15 protein-coding genes and 1 tRNA gene are annotated in these 15918 nt (G+C 75.4%); 3 read left to right on the forward strand and 13 right to left on the reverse strand.

Going from position 1 to position 15918, the window contains the following annotated elements:
• Positions 1 to 6: 6 nt before the first annotated feature.
• From rsmA to ACI79O_RS05075, 7 genes are all read right to left on the reverse strand, one after another.
• The gene (gene rsmA, locus ACI79O_RS05045) at positions 7 to 891 is read right to left on the reverse strand and encodes a 16S rRNA (adenine(1518)-N(6)/adenine(1519)-N(6))-dimethyltransferase RsmA (protein ID WP_456887346.1); all 885 of its coding nucleotides are present in this window, start codon (positions 889 to 891) and stop codon (positions 7 to 9) included.
• Positions 858 to 1961 (reverse strand): ubiquitin-like domain-containing protein, encoded by a 1104-nt coding sequence (locus ACI79O_RS05050; RefSeq protein WP_456887347.1) that lies wholly within the window; start codon positions 1959 to 1961, stop codon positions 858 to 860. The genes rsmA and ACI79O_RS05050 overlap by 34 nt, the downstream gene beginning before the upstream one ends.
• Before the next feature lie 322 nt (positions 1962 to 2283).
• A complete protein-coding gene (locus ACI79O_RS05055) occupies positions 2284 to 3123 on the reverse strand; it encodes a hypothetical protein (protein WP_456887348.1) in 840 nt (279 codons plus the stop codon).
• Between the two features lie 45 nt (positions 3124 to 3168).
• Positions 3169 to 4041 carry a TatD family hydrolase gene (locus ACI79O_RS05060; RefSeq protein ID WP_456887349.1) on the reverse strand — a complete coding sequence of 291 codons (873 nt, stop codon included), beginning with the start codon at positions 4039 to 4041 and terminating at the stop codon, positions 3169 to 3171.
• A gap of 58 nt (positions 4042 to 4099) precedes the next feature.
• The gene (gene metG / locus ACI79O_RS05065; protein WP_456887350.1) at positions 4100 to 5893 is read right to left on the reverse strand and encodes a methionine--tRNA ligase; all 1794 of its coding nucleotides are present in this window, start codon (positions 5891 to 5893) and stop codon (positions 4100 to 4102) included.
• A gap of 36 nt (positions 5894 to 5929) precedes the next feature.
• Positions 5930 to 6538: a hypothetical protein gene (locus ACI79O_RS05070; RefSeq protein ID WP_456887351.1), complete on the reverse strand. Its 609-nt coding sequence runs from the start codon at positions 6536 to 6538 to the stop codon at positions 5930 to 5932.
• A gap of 100 nt (positions 6539 to 6638) precedes the next feature.
• Positions 6639 to 6926: a hypothetical protein gene (locus ACI79O_RS05075; RefSeq protein ID WP_456887352.1), complete on the reverse strand. Its 288-nt coding sequence runs from the start codon at positions 6924 to 6926 to the stop codon at positions 6639 to 6641.
• Between the two features lie 123 nt (positions 6927 to 7049).
• Between ACI79O_RS05075 and corA the strand changes: the two genes are divergently transcribed.
• On the forward strand, positions 7050 to 8144 hold the full coding sequence (gene corA / locus ACI79O_RS05080) for a magnesium/cobalt transporter CorA (protein WP_456887353.1): 1095 nt from the start codon (positions 7050 to 7052) through the stop codon (positions 8142 to 8144).
• 166 nt (positions 8145 to 8310) lie between these two features.
• Positions 8311 to 9234: a DUF559 domain-containing protein gene (locus ACI79O_RS05085; protein ID WP_456887354.1), complete on the forward strand. Its 924-nt coding sequence runs from the start codon at positions 8311 to 8313 to the stop codon at positions 9232 to 9234.
• Between the two features lie 96 nt (positions 9235 to 9330).
• Here the strand turns inward: ACI79O_RS05085 and rsmI are convergent, their stop codons facing one another.
• On the reverse strand, positions 9331 to 10170 hold the full coding sequence (rsmI, locus tag ACI79O_RS05090; RefSeq protein ID WP_456887355.1) for a 16S rRNA (cytidine(1402)-2'-O)-methyltransferase: 840 nt from the start codon (positions 10168 to 10170) through the stop codon (positions 9331 to 9333).
• A 53-nt stretch (positions 10171 to 10223) separates the two neighbouring features.
• Between rsmI and ACI79O_RS05095 the strand changes: the two genes are divergently transcribed.
• Positions 10224 to 11750, forward strand: a complete 1527-nt coding sequence (locus ACI79O_RS05095; protein WP_456913504.1) for a dolichyl-phosphate-mannose--protein mannosyltransferase — start codon at positions 10224 to 10226, stop codon at positions 11748 to 11750.
• Here the strand turns inward: ACI79O_RS05095 and ACI79O_RS05100 are convergent.
• The 5 genes from ACI79O_RS05100 to glp all read right to left on the reverse strand — a co-directional run bounded on the left by ACI79O_RS05100 (position 11719) and on the right by glp (position 15911).
• On the reverse strand, positions 11719 to 12528 hold the full coding sequence (locus tag ACI79O_RS05100) for a polyphosphate kinase 2 family protein (RefSeq protein WP_456913505.1): 810 nt from the start codon (positions 12526 to 12528) through the stop codon (positions 11719 to 11721). The two genes, ACI79O_RS05095 and ACI79O_RS05100, sit on opposite strands and share 32 nt — an antisense overlap.
• A gap of 344 nt (positions 12529 to 12872) precedes the next feature.
• Positions 12873 to 12946, reverse strand: a tRNA-Ala gene (locus tag ACI79O_RS05105).
• A 75-nt stretch (positions 12947 to 13021) separates the two neighbouring features.
• The gene (gene sepX / locus ACI79O_RS05110) at positions 13022 to 13714 is read right to left on the reverse strand and encodes a divisome protein SepX/GlpR (protein ID WP_456913506.1); all 693 of its coding nucleotides are present in this window, start codon (positions 13712 to 13714) and stop codon (positions 13022 to 13024) included.
• 189 nt (positions 13715 to 13903) lie between these two features.
• Complete coding sequence (locus tag ACI79O_RS05115; protein WP_456913536.1) at positions 13904 to 14521, reverse strand: GNAT family N-acetyltransferase; 618 nt, start codon at positions 14519 to 14521, stop codon at positions 13904 to 13906.
• Between the two features lies 1 nt (position 14522).
• Complete coding sequence (gene glp, locus ACI79O_RS05120) at positions 14523 to 15911, reverse strand: molybdotransferase-like divisome protein Glp (protein WP_456913507.1); 1389 nt, start codon at positions 15909 to 15911, stop codon at positions 14523 to 14525.
• Positions 15912 to 15918 lie beyond the last annotated feature (7 nt).

Below are 15918 nucleotides of genomic sequence, written 5' to 3' on the forward strand. Positions count from 1 at the left end.
ACCGGGTCACGGCGCGGTCGCCGCCAGCCGCGCGAAGTCGGCCACCGACAGCCGTTCCCCGCGGGTGGCCGGGTCGATGCCGGCGGCCCGCAGCCGCGCCTCGGCGGCGGCCGGGCTCCCGGCCCAGCCGGCGAGGGCGGCCCGCAGGCCCTTGCGGCGCATGGCGAACGCGGCGTCGACGACGGCGAAGGTCGCGGCGCGGTCGCCCGGCGGCGGCTCGTGCCGGTCGAGGGCGACCAGACCGGAGTCGACGTTGGGCTCGGGCCAGAACACCCGGCGGCCGATGGTGCCGGCGCGGCGGGCGGTGCCGTACCAGGCGGCCTTGACCGAGGGCACGCCGTAGGCGGGACTGCCGGGCGGGGCTGCCAGCCGCTCGGCGACCTCGGCCTGCACGAGGACCAGCGCTCGCCGCAGGGAGGGCAGCAGTTCCAGCAGGTGCAGCAACACGGGCACGGCCACGTTGTACGGCAGGTTCGCCACCAGCGCCGTCGGCGGGGGTCCGGGCAGCTCGCGCACCCGCAGCGCGTCGGCCTCGACGACGGTCAGCCGGCCGGCCAGGTCCGGCTGCCGCTCGGCCACGGTGACCGGCAGCCGGGCGGCCAGCCGGGGGTCGATCTCCACGGCGGTGACGGCCGCGGCGGCCGGCAGCAGGCCCAGGGTCAGCGACCCGAGACCGGGACCGACCTCGAGGACGACGTCGTCGGGGCGCAGCTCCGCCGTGCGCACGATCCGCCGGATGGTGTTGGCGTCGTGCAGGAAGTTCTGCCCGAGGGTCTTCGTCGGGCGCAGGTCGAGCTGCTGGGCCAGGTCGCGGATGACGGCCGGGCCCAGCAGCCCGGGGGCCTGCTCGGGAGAGCTCAGCTGAACAGCCGGGAGCCGCAGTGCGGCCACTGGCCGGCACCGGAGCGCGCGTAGAGCATCTGGGCCCGCAGTGTCTGCTCCTCCGCCGAGGCGGCCGCGGGGTCGCCGGTGCCGCCGACCGACGCCCAGGTGGCCGTCGAGAACTGGTAGAGGCCACGGTACTTGCCCGTGGAGCTGACGGCGTTCACCCGGCCGCCGGACTCGCACTGCGCCAGCGCCGCCCAGTTGAGCCCGTCGGCGGTGGCCGGGACCGATCCCGAGGGCGCCGGCCGCTCCTTGGTCCCGACGGTGACCAGCTCGTCGACCGGCGGGACGGTCACGCTGGTGGCCAGCTGCTCGCGGGAGGTCTCCACGCCGTCGACGACGGTGACGCGGAAGGTGGTCGCCTGCTCGCCGTCCACGCCCTCCTGGATGACGGTCTCCTCGCCCTCGAGGGCCTCCGGGTCCTCGGTCTCGACCGTCCCGTGCCGCACGGGGCTGGTGACGACCTGCTCGGTGACCTGCACGCGGAAGACCTGCAGCCGCATGGCGCCCAGCAGCGGCTGGGTCGGGTACAGGCTGGTGCGGTCGTGCTCGCCGAGCACGACGCCCTGCTCGGCCAGCAGGTCGCCGGCGGTGGCGGCCGTGGTGGTGACCACGCGGGAGGCGCCGTCGACGACCAGCGTGACGTCCTTCGGCGTGGTGATCGACAGCGCCATGCCGTCGAGCGGGAGCCGCTCGCTGCGGCTGGCCGACAGGACCATCCCCTCGGCCCGGTAGCCGAGCTGCTCGAGCGCCTCGTCGACCGACAGCGCGGTCACGTAGACCTCGCTGCTGACCCCGTCGACGGTGAGCTGCAGCGGGCGGGCGCGGTTGACCACGACGGTGTCGCCGTCGACGACCTCGGCCTCGGCCGCGGGGAGGACGACGTCGTGCGCCTGCGTCTCCAGGCCCTCCTCCGCCAGCACCTCGCCCACGGTGTCGGCGTACGTGCGGACCTCGCGGGCCTGCCCGTCGACGGTGAGGGTCAGCGACTTCTGCGCGGCGAACCAGGCGATCGAGCCGCCCACCAGTCCGGTCAGGACCAGGGCGAAGAGGGCGAGCTTCAGCGTTCGGGGCACGACACTTCCACGGGGTCGGGGGACCGGGCAGGGGGTCGCACACCCGAGCGGCAGCCGACAGCGCGGGGCTCCCGGGACCGTGCGGACGCCGTCCGGCGATCCCACCCCGGCTGTCAGTCACGCCACGTTAACGAGTGCGCCACGTCTAGCAACGGTGCGCACGGAGTGAACCAGGGGGACGACACGTCGACACGGAGCCGCGCCGACACGGACCGTCACGGACGCGCCGCGTGGGACGACTGTGACGAGTGGTTCCGACGGGGTCAGCCGGTGATCGACGTCACGGGGTGATCGGTGCCGTGACGGGGCACGAGAATGGGGTTCAGCCGGCCAGGGCGCGCTCGTCGACCCGGACGGGCCGCAGCCAGGTGAGCAGGAACCCGGCGACGGCGAGCCCGGCGGCGATCCCGGCGAACCCGCCGGCCACCAGGGCCACGGGCACCAGGTCGACCCGCTCGGTCACCCGGTCGCCCAGGTCGATGCCGCCGGCCAGCAGGAGGGTGCCCAGCGGCAGCAGGGCCAGCACGCTGGTCGCCGCGGTCACCAGGTGCGCGGTCCAGGTGCGCAGCGCCTCGTCGACCGGCACGTCGGCGCCGTCGGCCGGCAGCGGCCGGAGCAGGACCCGCAGCAGCGCGGTCTCGGCCAGCAACCAGGCCACGAGCGGGACGACGACGGCGGTCCAGCCGACCGGGTCGGACAGCTCGCCGCGCTGCCACATGTACGCGGCGACCGCGATCTCGGCGACGACGACGGCGCGCATGGTCCACAGCAGCCACAGCGAGACCTGCTCGCTGCGCCGCGGCCGACGGGCGGGCTCGGACAGCCGCCAGCGCGGGCGCGGGCGGGTGGCCTCGGCGAGCACCACGCCCGCGAGCAGGCCGACGACCAGGGCGGGCAGCCAGAGGAAGACCGACGCCTCCGCGAACACCACGATGCTGGCGACGACGGCGACCAGCCCCAGCAGCAGGCCGACCCGCCGCACCCGGCGCCCGTGCTGCGCCTGCCGCTGCAGGGTGGCCAGGCCCTCGGGCGTGGGCGTGGAGAAGCCGATCGCGGCCGCGGCGACCGCGCGGCGGCCGGCGGCCAGTGCCCACGCCCGCGCCAGCAGCACGCCGGGCACGAGGACGGCGATGAAGAGGACGACGGCGATGAGGCGGCCCACGCAGACAGTGTGCCTCGCCTCGGGGCCCAGCCGGTCCCGCCGGTGCTACCAGCTCCCGAAGACCCGCTCGGCGGTGCGGGTGAGGCTGTCGCCCAACTGCGCGAGCTCGACCCCGGTGACCTCGGCCAGCGCCCGCACGGTGTGCGGCACCAGCCGCGAGCCGTTGGGCCGGCCGCGGTGCGGCACCGGGGTGAGGAACGGCGAGTCGGTCTCCACGAGCAGCTGGTCGAGCGGGGTGAGCGCCGCGGCCTCGCGCAGGTAACCGGCGTTGCCGAAGGTCAGCGTGCCGGCGAAGGACAGCACGTGGCCGCGCTCGACGCAGGCCCGCGCGAAGGCGGCGTCGCCGGAGAAGCAGTGGAACACCGTGTGCTCGGGAGCGCCCTCGTCGTCCAGGACGCGCAGGATCTCCTCGTGGGCGTCGCGGTCGTGGACGACCAGGGCCACGCCGCGCGCCTTCGCGATCCGGATGTGCGCGCGGAACGACGCCTCCTGCGCCGCCCAGCCCTCGGGCCCGGTGCGGTACCGGTCGAGGCCGGTCTCCCCCACCGCGCGCACCCGCGGCAGCGCGGCGAGCCGGTCGATCTCGGCCAGGGCGTCGTCGTCGGCGGCGCCGGCACCGGCCTCGTTGGGGTGGACGGCGACGGCGGCGAGCACGTTGCCGTGCCGGGCGGCCAGCTCAGCCGACCACCGCGAGGAGGGCACGTCGACGCCGACCTGCACCAGCCGCGGGACCCCGACCGCGGCCGCGGCGTCGATCTCGGCGTCGACGGCGGCGTCGTCGGCGGGCTCGTCGGTGCGGAAGCCGCCCAGGACGATGTCGAGGTGGGTGTGGGAGTCGACCGCCGGCGCCGGCAGCGGCTCCGGGGACGGCGGCGGCTCGCCCCGCCGGTTCGCCCGGGACGCGGCCGACCGGCTCACGCGTGCACGTCCGCGGACGTGCTCGGTGCACGTCTGCGGACGTGCACCGGGACCGCGCTCACTCGCCGTCCTCGAGCCGGCGCAGCTCCTCCTCGACGATCGACTCGTCGAGCTTGCGGAACACCGGCGTGGGCGGCGCCAGCGGCGTCCCCGCGGCCAGCGGGCGCGAGGCCCACACCGCCTGCGCGTCGGCGTAGTCGCCGGTGATGACGGGGTAGGGCGAGCCGTCGTCGAGGTCGGTGACCTCCTCGATGCGCGGCGCCGGCGACCACACGCCGGTGCCGCCGAGCAGCTCGTGCACCTTCTGCGCCGAGTGCGGGAGGAACGGGGTGAGCAGCGCGTTGCAGTCGCTGACCGCCTGCAGCGCGGTGTGCAGCACGGTGTCGCGGCGGGCCGGGTCCTCCTTGAGCTTCCACGGCGCCTGGTCGGACAGGTACTTGTTGGCCTCGCCGACCACCCGCATGGCCTCGGTGGCCGCCGCCTTCTGCCGGTTGCGGGCGAGCAGCTCCCCGATCGGGCCGAACGCGTCGCGGGTGGCGCCCAGCAGGGCGCGGTCGGCGTCGGTCAGGTCGCCCGGCGTGGGGACGGCGCCGACGTTCTTCGCCGCCAGCGACACCGTGCGGTTGACCAGGTTGCCCCAGCCGGCGACCAGCTCGTCGTTGTTGCGGCGCTTGAACTCCGCCCAGGTGAAGTCGGTGTCCTGCGTCTCGGGCCCGGCGACGGCGATGAAGTACCGCAGCGCGTCGGCGTCGTAGCGGGCCAGGAAGTCGCGGACGTAGATGACCACCTGTCGCGAGGAGGAGAACTTGCGGCCCTCCATGGTGAGGAACTCGCTGGAGACCACCTCGGTGGGCAGGTTGAGCCGGCCCAGCGAGCCCGGCGTGCCGCCGCGGTCGCCCTCGCCGTCGTACCCGAGCAGCTGCGCGGGCCAGATCTCGGCGTGGAAGACGATGTTGTCCTTGCCCATGAAGTAGTAGGCGTCGGAGTCCGGCGTCTGCCACCACTGCCGCCACGCCTCGGGGTCGCCGGAGCGGCGGGCCCACTCGATGGAGGCCGACAGGTAGCCGACGACGGCGTCGAACCACACGTAGATGCGCTTGTCGGGCCGGTCGCGCCAGCCGTCGAGCGGGATCGGCACGCCCCAGTCGATGTCGCGGGTGTAGCTGCGCGGCTTGAGGTCCTCCAGCAGGTTGCGGCTGAAGTTGAGGACGTTGGGCCGCCAGCTCGTCCGGGTGCCCAGCCAGTCGCCCAGGGCCCGGGTGAAGGCCGGCAGGTCGAGGAAGTAGTGCTCGCTCTCGACGAACCGCGGCGTCTCGCCGTTGATCCGGCTCACCGGGTTGATCAGGTCGGTGGGGTCGAGCTGGTTGCCGCAGTTGTCGCACTGGTCGCCGCGGGCGCCGTCGTAGCCGCAGATGGGGCAGGTGCCCTCGATGTAGCGGTCGGGCAGCGTGCGGCCGGTGCTCGGGCTGATGGCGCCCAGCGTCGTCTGCGGGAAGACGTACCCGTTCTTGAGCAGGCCGAGGAAGATCTCCTGGCTGACCTGCGCGTGGTTGACCGTGGTGGTGCGGGTGAACAGGTCGTAGGACAGGCCCAGCGCCTGCAGGTCGCCGACGATGATGCGGTTGTTGCGATCGGCGATCTCCCGCGGCGACACCCCCTCGGCGTCGGCGGCGACGGTGATCGGCGTCCCGTGCTCGTCGGTGCCGCTGACCATGAGCACCCGGTCACCGGCCATCCGGTGGTAGCGGCTGAAGACGTCGGAGGGGACGCCGAAGCCGGAGACGTGGCCGATGTGCCGAGGTCCGTTGGCGTACGGCCACGCCACGGCGGTCAGGATGTGCCGGTCACTCACACCGCCGAGCGTAGTGAGCGCCGCCGGGCGGTCCGGTCAGCGACCGGAGACCGCGGCCGTCGACGGCCGCTCGCCGCCCGCCGGGGCGCCCAGCGCGAGGGCGCCCAGGGCGACGCCTATGAGCGCGACGGTGACCAGCCGCACCCGCGGGTGGGCCACCGGCGCCGGCCGGCCGCGCGGCGGGGCCGCCGCCGCCCAGGCCCGTGTCGTGGGCGCGGTCAGCAGCAGCAGCTTGCCCACCGGGACGGCGAGCGCGAGCAGCGCCAGTGCCGGCAGCGGCAGCGTCGTCGGCAGGTCGCCGGCCGGCAGCGTCCGCGGGCCGGCGACGGCGAGCACGAGGACGAGCACCACCTCGGCGAAGGCGACGCCGGTCGCCAGGCGGCGCCCGGAGCCGTCGACGACGGCCAGCCCGCCCCCGGCGCACAGCACGACCCAGCCGGCCAGCCCGCCCAGGACGGCGGCGACGAGCGCGCCCGAGGGCCGCGGGGCCGTCACCAGGCCGTCGAGACCGGTGAGGCCCCCGGCGAGCAGCGCGACGGCCTCCAGGCCGGACACCGCCGCCAGCAGCAGGACGGCCGCCGGCCACCGCGCGGCGCGCGGCACCGCACGGGTCGGGAGGGGGGCGTCGAGGATGCTGGTCGCCACGGGTTGCGCTCCTGGCCGGGGGACGTCGGTCACCGGTCAGGTCGTCCCGCGGGGGCGGGTGCTGCAGGACGGGCGGAGGGGCCCTCACCCCTCCGGGGGGTCACAGGTTGGCCATGAGCCACAGGCAGCCGAGCGCCGACGCGATCGGCAGCAGCGGCACCAGCGGCACCCGGAAGGACCGGGGCAGGTCGGGCCGGGTCTGGCCGTCGTCCTGCTGGTTGCGCGCCACGACGCCGGTGAGCACGAAGATGCCGGTGCCGATGATGACGCCGACCTCGAAGACGGCGAGGTCGAGTCCCGAGAGGTTCTTCCGGAGCCGGTGCTCGGGCTCGTCGGTGTCGCGGATGGATCCCTCGACGGACTTGATCCGTCGCGAGGTCTCGGCCACGGCGTCCCCCTGCGGTTCGGTGCGTCACCGGTCCTCCGGCGAGCGTGGCGCGGGGTGCGCGAGCCCGCACGCCTACGCTTCTCCTGCCCGTCGTGGCGGGCGGGATGGGAGGGAGGTGCGCCCGTGGCCGACCCACGTCCGGCGACGCCGCCGGCGCCGCCGCTGCCCACCACCCGGCCGCGGCCCGCCGGGACGCCGCGTGCCGCCGCCACCCGCCCCGACGGGGTCCCGGCCGTCGTCGACTGTGCCGTCTACGTCGACGGGCACCGGCAGCCGCCGGTCGACCCGGACGAGGCGCTGGCCGCCGCCACCGAGCGAGGTGGCTTCGTGTGGCTGGGCCTGTTCGAGCCGACCGCGGCCGAGCTCGGGCGGATCGCCGAGCGCTACGGGCTGCACCCGCTGGCGGTCGAGGACGCCGTCGAGGCCCACCAGCGGCCCAAGCTGGAGCGCTACGACGACGACCTGTTCATGGTGCTCAAGACGGCGACCTACGTGGAGCACGAGCAGCTGACCGCGAGCAGCGAGGTGGTCGACACCGGTGAGGTGATGGTCTTCCTCGGCCGCCACTACGTGATCACCGTGCGGCACGGCGAGCACGGCGGCCTGGGCGACCTGCGGCACCGGCTGGAGGAGCAGCGCGAGCTCCTCTGCCTGGGCTCGTCCGCGGTCCTGTACGCCGTCGCCGACCTCGTCGTCGACGCCTTCGTCGACGTCGTGGGGGCGGCGCAGGACGACGTCGACGAGCTCGAGGCGTCGGTGTTCAGCCCGGAGCGCACCGACGACATCGGCCGGCTCTACCAGCTCAAGCGGGAGCTGATGTCGCTGCGGCGGGCGGTGTCGCCGCTGGAGGTGCCGCTGGCGAAGCTCGCCGAGCGCCCGGTCGACGTCGTCCCGGACTCGATGCGCTCCTACTTCCGCGACGTGCAGGACCACGCCATCCGGGTGCGCGACCAGCTCGGCGGCCTCGACGAGCTGCTGTCGTCGATCCTGCAGGCCTCGCTCGCCCGGACCTCGATGGCCGACAACGAGGACATGCGCAAGATCAGCGCGTGGGCCGGGATCATCGCGGTGCCGACCGCGATCGCCGGCATCTACGGGATGAACTTCGAGTTCATGCCCGAGCTGCAGTGGCGGTGGGGCTACCCGGTGGTGCTGCTGGTGATCGTGACGACGTGCGTCCTGCTCTACCGCGGCTTCAAGCGCAACGGCTGGCTGTAGAGGCGAGTGTCGAGGCATTGGAAGCTCTCCGCACGTTTTCGACGCCCCGACGTGCGCATAGCCTCCAATGCCTCGCGGCAGGCAAACCGCGTGTGGACGAGCGCCTCCTGTCCACAGATACAACGAGACAGCCTCATGGCCTGCGCTGCCCCGGCACCGTCCCCGCATGCAGTGGCGGGAGCGCATCAACGAGGTCCTCACCGAGCACGGCGGCGTGGCCAGCCGTCAGGAACTGCTCGCGTACGTGCCGGCAACGGTGCTGGACGGCTTCATCGGACGACGGACGCTGAGCCGGGTCTTCCCGCACGTCTATGCCGCGCGCGGTCACCAGATGGACGACCACCTGCTCCTCCGTGCCGCGGTACGCCATGCGGGTCCCGGTGCCGCCGTGAGCCACACGTCTGCGCTGGCGGTGTGGGGCCTCTCGGAGCTCCGCCGTCCCGTGCACCTGACCGTGGACCAGGCCGTCCGCCGAGCCGGGAGTCAGGACCTCGTCGTCCACCGGCGCCTGCGCTTCCGGGCCGAGCCCCCGCAGTGCGTCGTCCGGCGCGGGATCCCCGTCACCGAACTGGCGCGCTCACTGGTCGACTCGTGGCCGCTGTTGCCTGCCGACGAACGTCGCCCACTCGTGCTGGACGCGGCTCGGCGGCGGCTCGTGACCGCGGCGGGGTTGATCGAGGCACTGGCGGAACGCCCGAACGTCGGTGGCCGCAGGACGCTGGCGCAGGCCATCGACCTCGTGCACGACGGATGCGAGAGCGAACTGGAGGCGCTGGGCGTCCTCGGCGTCTTCCGTCACCGGTCCCTGCCGCGGAGCACCGGGCAGTACCGCCTGGCACTGCCGGACGGCAGCATCCGGCTCGACCGCGCGTGGCCGGAGGTCAAGCTGGCCGTGGAACTCGACGGAGCTCGCCACCACACCTCACCCGAGGACCGACGCAGGGACCTGGCGCGGGACACGGCACTGGCCGCGCACGGATGGGTCGTCCTCCGGTTCACCTACGCCGACGTCCGTCGTGACCCCGACCGGGTCCGGCGGAGGGTCCTCGAGGTCTACCGGATGCGGCTCGCACAGCTTCGCGTCAGCTGACGGACCCCACTTCGATCGGTGAGGCATAGGAAGCAATCCGCACGTCCACGGCGCAGGAATGTGCGGATAGCTTCCTATGCCGCCGTCCACCGCGGGTCAGGAGGGCTTGGCGGCGACGACGGCGTCGTAGACGGTGCGGCGGGGCAGGCCGGTGCGGGCGACGACGGCACGGATCGCGTCCTTGCGGCCGGCACCCGCGGCCTCCTCCTCGGCCACCAGCGCGGCGAGCTCGGCGGGCGTCAGCGACACCGGCCGCGGCGTCGCCCCGGCCACCACGACGGTGATCTCCCCGCGCACGCCGTCGGCCGCCCACCCGGCGAGCTCGGCGAGGGTCCCGCGGCGGACCTCCTCGTGCGTCTTGGTCAGCTCCCGGCACACCGCGGCCGCCCGGTCCCCGCCGAGGGCGCCCGCCGCGTCGGCCAGGGCGTCGGCCAGCCGGTGCGGCGACTCGAAGAAGACCATCGTGCGGCGCTCGTCGGCCAGTCCGGCCAGCCGCGCCCGCCGCTCCCCCGCCTTCCGCGGCAGGAACCCCTCGAAGCAGAACCGGTCCACCGGCAGCCCCGACACCGCGAGCGCCGTCGTCACCGCCGTGGGCCCGGGCACCGAGGTGACCTCGACGCCGGCGTCGATCGCCGCCCGCACCAGCGTGTAGCCCGGGTCGGACACCGAGGGCATCCCGGCGTCGGTGAGCAGCAGCACGGTGGCGCCGTCGACCAGCGCCGCGAGCAACCCGGGCAGCCGGGCCCGCTCCACCGACTCGTGGAACGTGACCACGCGGCCGGTCACCGTGACCTCGAGGTCGGCCGCCAGCCGGTGCAGCCGCCGGGTGTCCTCCACCGCCAGGACGTCGGCCGAGGCCATCACCTGCCGCAGCCGCGGGCCGACGTCGCCGGGCTGGCCGAGGGGTGCGCCACCGAGCACGAGCCGTCCGGTCACGGCGACGAGCCTGTCACGCCGGGCGGGCCCGGCCCGCCACATACCCTGAGGCCATGGCGGTCCTGGCACCCGAGCGCGCCGACGCCGGGCTCCCGCAGGACCCGCCGCGCGCCGCCCGGCGCTGGCCGGCCCCGCGCCCGCGGGTCGACCGCATCCCGCCTCTGCCCGGCGACCGCGCGCTGTCGTGGGTGCTCGCGCTCGGGCTGGGCCTGCTCACCCTGGTCGGCAGGCTGGTGGGCATCAGCTATCCCCGCACGCTGCTGTTCGACGAGGCCTACTACCCGCCGCAGGCCTGGGACCTGCTGACCTGGGGCCACGAGTACAACCGCGGCTACACGTTCATCGTGCACCCGCCCCTGGGCAAGTGGATGATCGCCGCCGGCCAGGAGGTGTTCGGCTACACCAGCCTGGGCTGGCGGTTCCCCTCCGCGGTGGCCGGCGCGGTCGCCGTCGTGGTCCTGGTCCGGCTGGCCCGGCGGCTCACCGGCTCCACGCTGCTCGGCCTGGTCGCGGGGCTGCTGCTCGCGCTGGACGGCCTGGCCTTCACCCTGTCGCGGATCGGCCTGCTCGACGTCTTCCTGCAGGTCTTCGTGCTCGCCGCCGTCGCGTGCCTGGTCGTCGACCGCGACCGGGTGCGGGCGCGGATCCGGCAGCACCGGCCGGTCCCGGCCACCGGCTTCCGGCTCGGCCCCCGCGGCTGGCGGATCGCCGCCGGGCTGCTGTTCGGCTGCGCCTGCGCGGTCAAGTGGAGCGGCGTGTACTTCCTCGCCTTCGCCGCCCTGCTGTCGCTGTTCTGGGACCGTGCGGCCTGGCGGGAGGCCGGCGTCCCCCGTCCGACGGCGACGGCGCTGCGCCGCGGCCTGCCCGGCGCCACCTGGGCGCTGGCCGCGGTGCCGGTGCTCACCTACGTCGCCGGCTTCGCCGGGTGGTTCCTCGGCGAGACGGCCCAGGGGCGCTGGTGGGCGCAGCGCAACCCGGAGACGGCGTTCCCGTGGATCCCCGACGCGCTGCGTTCCTGGTGGCACATGCACGCCGAGTGGTGGACGTTCCACAACGGGCTGTCGACGCCGCACCCGTGGGAGTCCGGGCCCTGGACCTGGCTGGTCAACGGCCGGCCGATCCTGCTGTGGAACCCGCAGGGCCTCACCGACGCCTCCGGCGAGCAGGTGGTGCGCTACGTCCTCATGCTCGGGACGCCGACGCTGTGGCTGGCCTTCGCGCCGGCGCTGGCGTGGGTGACCTGGCGCATCGTCGCCCGCCGCGACCCCGCCGCCGTCCTGGTCGCGGTCATGGTCGCCGCCGGCTGGGGCACGTGGTTCCTCAACCCCGAGCGCACGATGTTCGTCTTCTACAGCGCGCCGGTGCTGCCGTTCTTCGTACTGGCCGTCGTCCTCGTGCTCCAGGACGTCCTGGGCCGGCCCGGGGCGCCGCCGTGGCGACGCACCGCGGGGCTCGCGGCGGTCAGCGGCTACGTGGCGGTCGTCGCGGGCACCTTCGCGTTCTTCTACCCGGTCCTCGCCGGCCGTCCGCTCTCGCACGCCGAGTGGCTCAGCCGCATGTGGTTCCCGTCCTGGTTCTGAGGACGTCGTCGGCCGGCCGGCGGACCAGCAGCGGGTCGGGCCGGCCGACCACGTCGTCCCGGCGGCCGGCGTGGCCGAGGCCCGCCAGCACGAGCCGCATGGCCTCGAGCCGGGCACGCCGCTCGTCGTTCGCCCCGACCACCGTCCACGGCGCGCGCGGCGTCGACGTCGCGGCGAGCACCGCCTGCTCGGCCCGGGCGTGGTCGTCCGAGCGGTCGAGGACGGCGAGGTCTGCCACCGTGAGCGCCGGCGGGTCGCGACGGAGCGCGAGGCGGGTGCGCTGCTCCCCGCGGGACACCGAGAACCACAGCTTGACCAGGTGCAGGCCGCCGTCGACCAGCGGCTGCCCGGACGCGGCCAGGCTCGGCAGGCGGCCCTCGTCCCCGGTCGCGGCCTCGACCGCGGGCCGGCCGTACCAGGACCGGTCGAAGAGCACGACCTCCCCGGCGGCCGGGACGTGGGCCAGGGCGAGCCGCAGCGGGGTCGACGGCCGGCCGGCAGCCGGCACCACCCGGACGGTGCGGGGGTCGAGGTGCTCGGTGACGTGCCGGACGAACGCCCCGGTGCCCGCGGCCGCGCGGCCCTCGACGACGACCGCCACGCGCCGCCGGCGCTCCTCCACCCAGCGCTGCAGCTTCAGCAGCTCGATCTGCAGCCGGCGCTTCTCCGGCTCGTAGTCGCGCCAGGACAGCAGCGCCGGGTGGGGGTGGTCCTCGCGCCAGGTCTCCGGACGGCATCCCGGGCGGGTCTCCCCCGGCGCCCCCTGGCCGAGGTCCACCGGCCTGGGTCGGGCAGCCGCAGCAGCTCCAGCGGCGCCCACACCATGCGCGGCGTGCCGGCCCAGTCGACCCGCACCCGCGCCCGGCACCCGCCATCGGCGTCGAAGCGCCAGCCGCGCAGCTGGGCGGCCCGCCAGCGGCCCTCGAGGTGCAGCTCGGCCGGCTGCGCCTCCGCCAGGGAGGCGACCCGGGTGCCGTGCGCCGCCATGCCGGCCACGCTGGGGCGGACGGCGTTCCGCTCCACTGCGCACGTGTGACGAAGTCGTGGCCCCGACGATGTCGATCACGGCCGGGAACGAGCGACGCCGCCGGGGCGGGTGCCCCGACGGCGTCGGTCTCAGGGTGGAGCTGAGGGGATTCGAACCCCTGACCCCCTCGATGCGAACGAGGTGCGCTACCGGACTGCGCTACAGCCCCTGACGGGAGACGAGAGTACCGCGCGCGACCCCGGGTGCCGCCGACGGGGGTGGCACCCGGGGTGTCGGCGCAGGTCTAACCGTTGACCACGCGCGGCTGGTAGTAGTCGATGTCGGCGAAGCCGATGTCGTCGTCGTCCAGGCCCACGACGGCGCTGTCCTGCCAGCCGGCCGGCGCCGGGGTGCGCGCCGCGACCACGCGGGCGGGGCGCAGCGGGTGCACCGGGGCGAGCGGCAGGCTGGGGTGCGGCAGGCCGACGGTGTGGTGCACCGGCTCCTCGGCGACCGGCGCGGGCCGCGGGGCCGGCGCCGGACGCGCGGCGGGCGCCGGGCGGGCGGCCGGGCGCGCCGACGACCGGGCGGCGGCACGGGCCACGCGGCGGGCGGCGGCCTGCTCGCGGCGCACCGCTGCGCGCAGCACCACGAGGTAGCCGACCAGCGCGACGTCGAGCAGCCCCTGTGCCACCCACAGCCACGGGGTGAGGGTCAGCGCGCCGATGAGCGCGAGCAGCGTCAGCGCGACCAGGCCGGCCAGCGTGCGCCGCCGGACGGCGTGCACGTCGACCCGCAGCTCGCCGGTGCTGCGCAGCAGGTCGCGGTCCACCGACACCCGCTCCGTCTCCGCCGAGCGCACCGGGTCGCTCCCCCGTCGCCGCTGCAGCGTGCGCCCGGGCGTCACCTCGGCGCGCGCCGTCGAGGAGTCACCGCGGGTCACCACCATCGGCACCAGCACGACGAACCACAGCACGACCAGCGCGGCGAGAAGCACGCCTGACCCCATCGAGAACACCACCCGTCACACGAGTCACTTGCCGCGGCAGGTTATTCACGCGAATCCCCAGCTAGAGGGATGTCCGTGGGCGTGTCGCACGAGTGGTCGTGAGACGGAGGGGATCTGCCAAGCGGCGTGTCGACACGTAGTGGACTGCTCACGAAGCGTAAGAGTGATAGCGACCCGTCACCGGGGTGCGCCGGCGGCCCAGAGCCCGAGCACGCCCTGCGGCACGTCCTCGGCCAGCAGCGCGTAGGACAGGTGGTCGCGCCAGTCGCCGTCGATGTCGAGGTAGCGGCGGAGCAGGCCCTCCCGGGTGAACCCGAGCCGCTCGACCAGCCGGCGGCTGGGGTGGTTCTCCGGCCGGATGTCGGCCTGCAGGCGGTGCAGGCCGCCGGGGCCGAACGCGTGGTCGCACACCAGCGCCACGGCCAGCGAGGCCATCCCCCGCCCGGCGACGGCGCGGTCGATCCAGTAGCCCAGCGAGCCCGACCGCAGCGCGCCCCGCACGATGTTGTCCACCGTCACCTGCCCGGCCAGCCGGCCCTCGACGCGGACGGCGAAGGGCATCGACGTCCCCGCCCGGGCGCGGCGGGTGAGCGACCGGCGCATCGCCCGGTAGGCCGCCGGCGTGTGCCGGACCGACCAGGCCACCGGCGCGGTGGGCTCCCAGGGCCGCAGCCAGGCCTCGTTGACCAGCCGCAGCCGGCTCCACTCCGCGGCGTCGGTGCGCCGCAGCGGGTCCAGCTCGACCGGGCCGTACGCCAGCCGGGCCGGCCAGCCGGGATGCTGCGTCGGGTCCAGCTCAGCCGCCCAGGAGCAGCGGCATGACCGTCACCAGCCCGCCCTCCGCGACCTCGGTGACGTCCTCGTCGACGACGATGAGGCAGTTCGCCCGCGCCATCCGGGCCAGCATCGCCTCGTCGCCGTCACCGAGCGGCTCGACCACGTAGCCGCCGTCGGGGTGGCGCATGACCTGGCCGTGCAGGTACTGCCGGTAGCCCAGCGGGGAGACCAGCCGCTCGGCGGAGATCGCCTGGACGGTGCGCCGGAACAGCTGCCGCTTGCCGAGCATCGAGCGGATCGCCGGGCGGACGAAGACCTCGAAGGACACCAGCGCCGCCACCGGCTCGCCGGGCACGCAGATCACCGGGACGCCGTCGCGGCCGAGCCGGCCGAAGCCCTGCACCGGTCCGGGGTGCATCGTCACCTGACGGAAGCGCATCGGGCCGAGCTCGGCGAGCACCTCCTGCACCAGGTCGCCGTCGGTGGCGAAGGTGCCCGCGATGAGCACCAGGTCGCTGCGCAGCAGCTGGCTCTCCAGCACCTCGGTGAGCCGGCGCCGCTCCGTGGGCAGGATCCCCCAGCGGTAGGCGGCCGCCCCGGCGTCGCGGGCCGCGGCGGCCAGCGCGTAGGTGTTGACGTCGACGACCTGGCCGGGCGCGGGCTGCACGGTGATGTCGACCAGCTCGGTGCCGGCGGACAGGACGGCGACCCGCGGCCGGGGCCGCACCTGCACCCGGTCGCGGCCGACGGCGGCCAGCAGGCTGATCTGCGCCGGCCCGATGGGGGTGCCGACGTGGACGGCGGCGGTGCCGGGCGAGACGTCGTCCCCGGCACGGCGGAGGTAGCTGCCCGCCTCCGGGCCGGCGTGCACCTGCACCCGCACGACGCCGCCGTCGGTCCACACGCCGGGCACGACGACGTCGGCGCCGGCGGGCAGCATCGCGCCCGCGGTGACCTTCTGCGCCAGCCCGGGGGCCAGCGCGTCGGGCGCCGCGGCCCCGGTGACGGTCTCCCCGACGACGGCGAGCTCGACCGGCGCGTCGGGAGTGGCGGCGACGACGTCCTCGGCGCGCACCGCGTAGCCGTCGAGGGCGGCCTGGTCGAAGGCGGGCAGCGCGCGGGCGCTGACCACCTCCTCGGCGCACAGCAGGCCCTGCGCGTCGAGGACGGCGAGCTCGATCGGCTCGGGCTGCGGCACCGCGGCGAGGATCTCGTCGAGGTGGGTCTCGACCGTCCGCAGCACCGGCGTCTCGGGCTCGGCGGCCGGTGGCGGCGGCACGGCGCCGCGGTCGATCTGCGCGGTGGCGTGCACCGCCGGGCCCGGGGACGCCGGAGGGTCGACGGTGGCCCCGCTGCGGAGGTCCAGCGCCGTGGTGTCCCGCGCCCCGGGCGCGCCGTTCTCGGTCATCACCTGC

The sequence above is a fragment of the Geodermatophilus sp. SYSU D00696 genome (assembly GCF_054050235.1).

Coding starts and splice junctions, on each gene's coding strand:
- glp (WP_456913507.1), bottom strand. CDS start 15,911: ATGACCGAGAACGGCGCGCCCGGGGCGCGGGACACCACGGCGCTGGAC.
- ACI79O_RS05095 (WP_456913504.1), top strand. CDS start 10,224: ATGGCGGTCCTGGCACCCGAGCGCGCCGACGCCGGGCTCCCGCAGGAC.
- ACI79O_RS05085 (WP_456887354.1), top strand. CDS start 8,311: ATGCAGTGGCGGGAGCGCATCAACGAGGTCCTCACCGAGCACGGCGGC.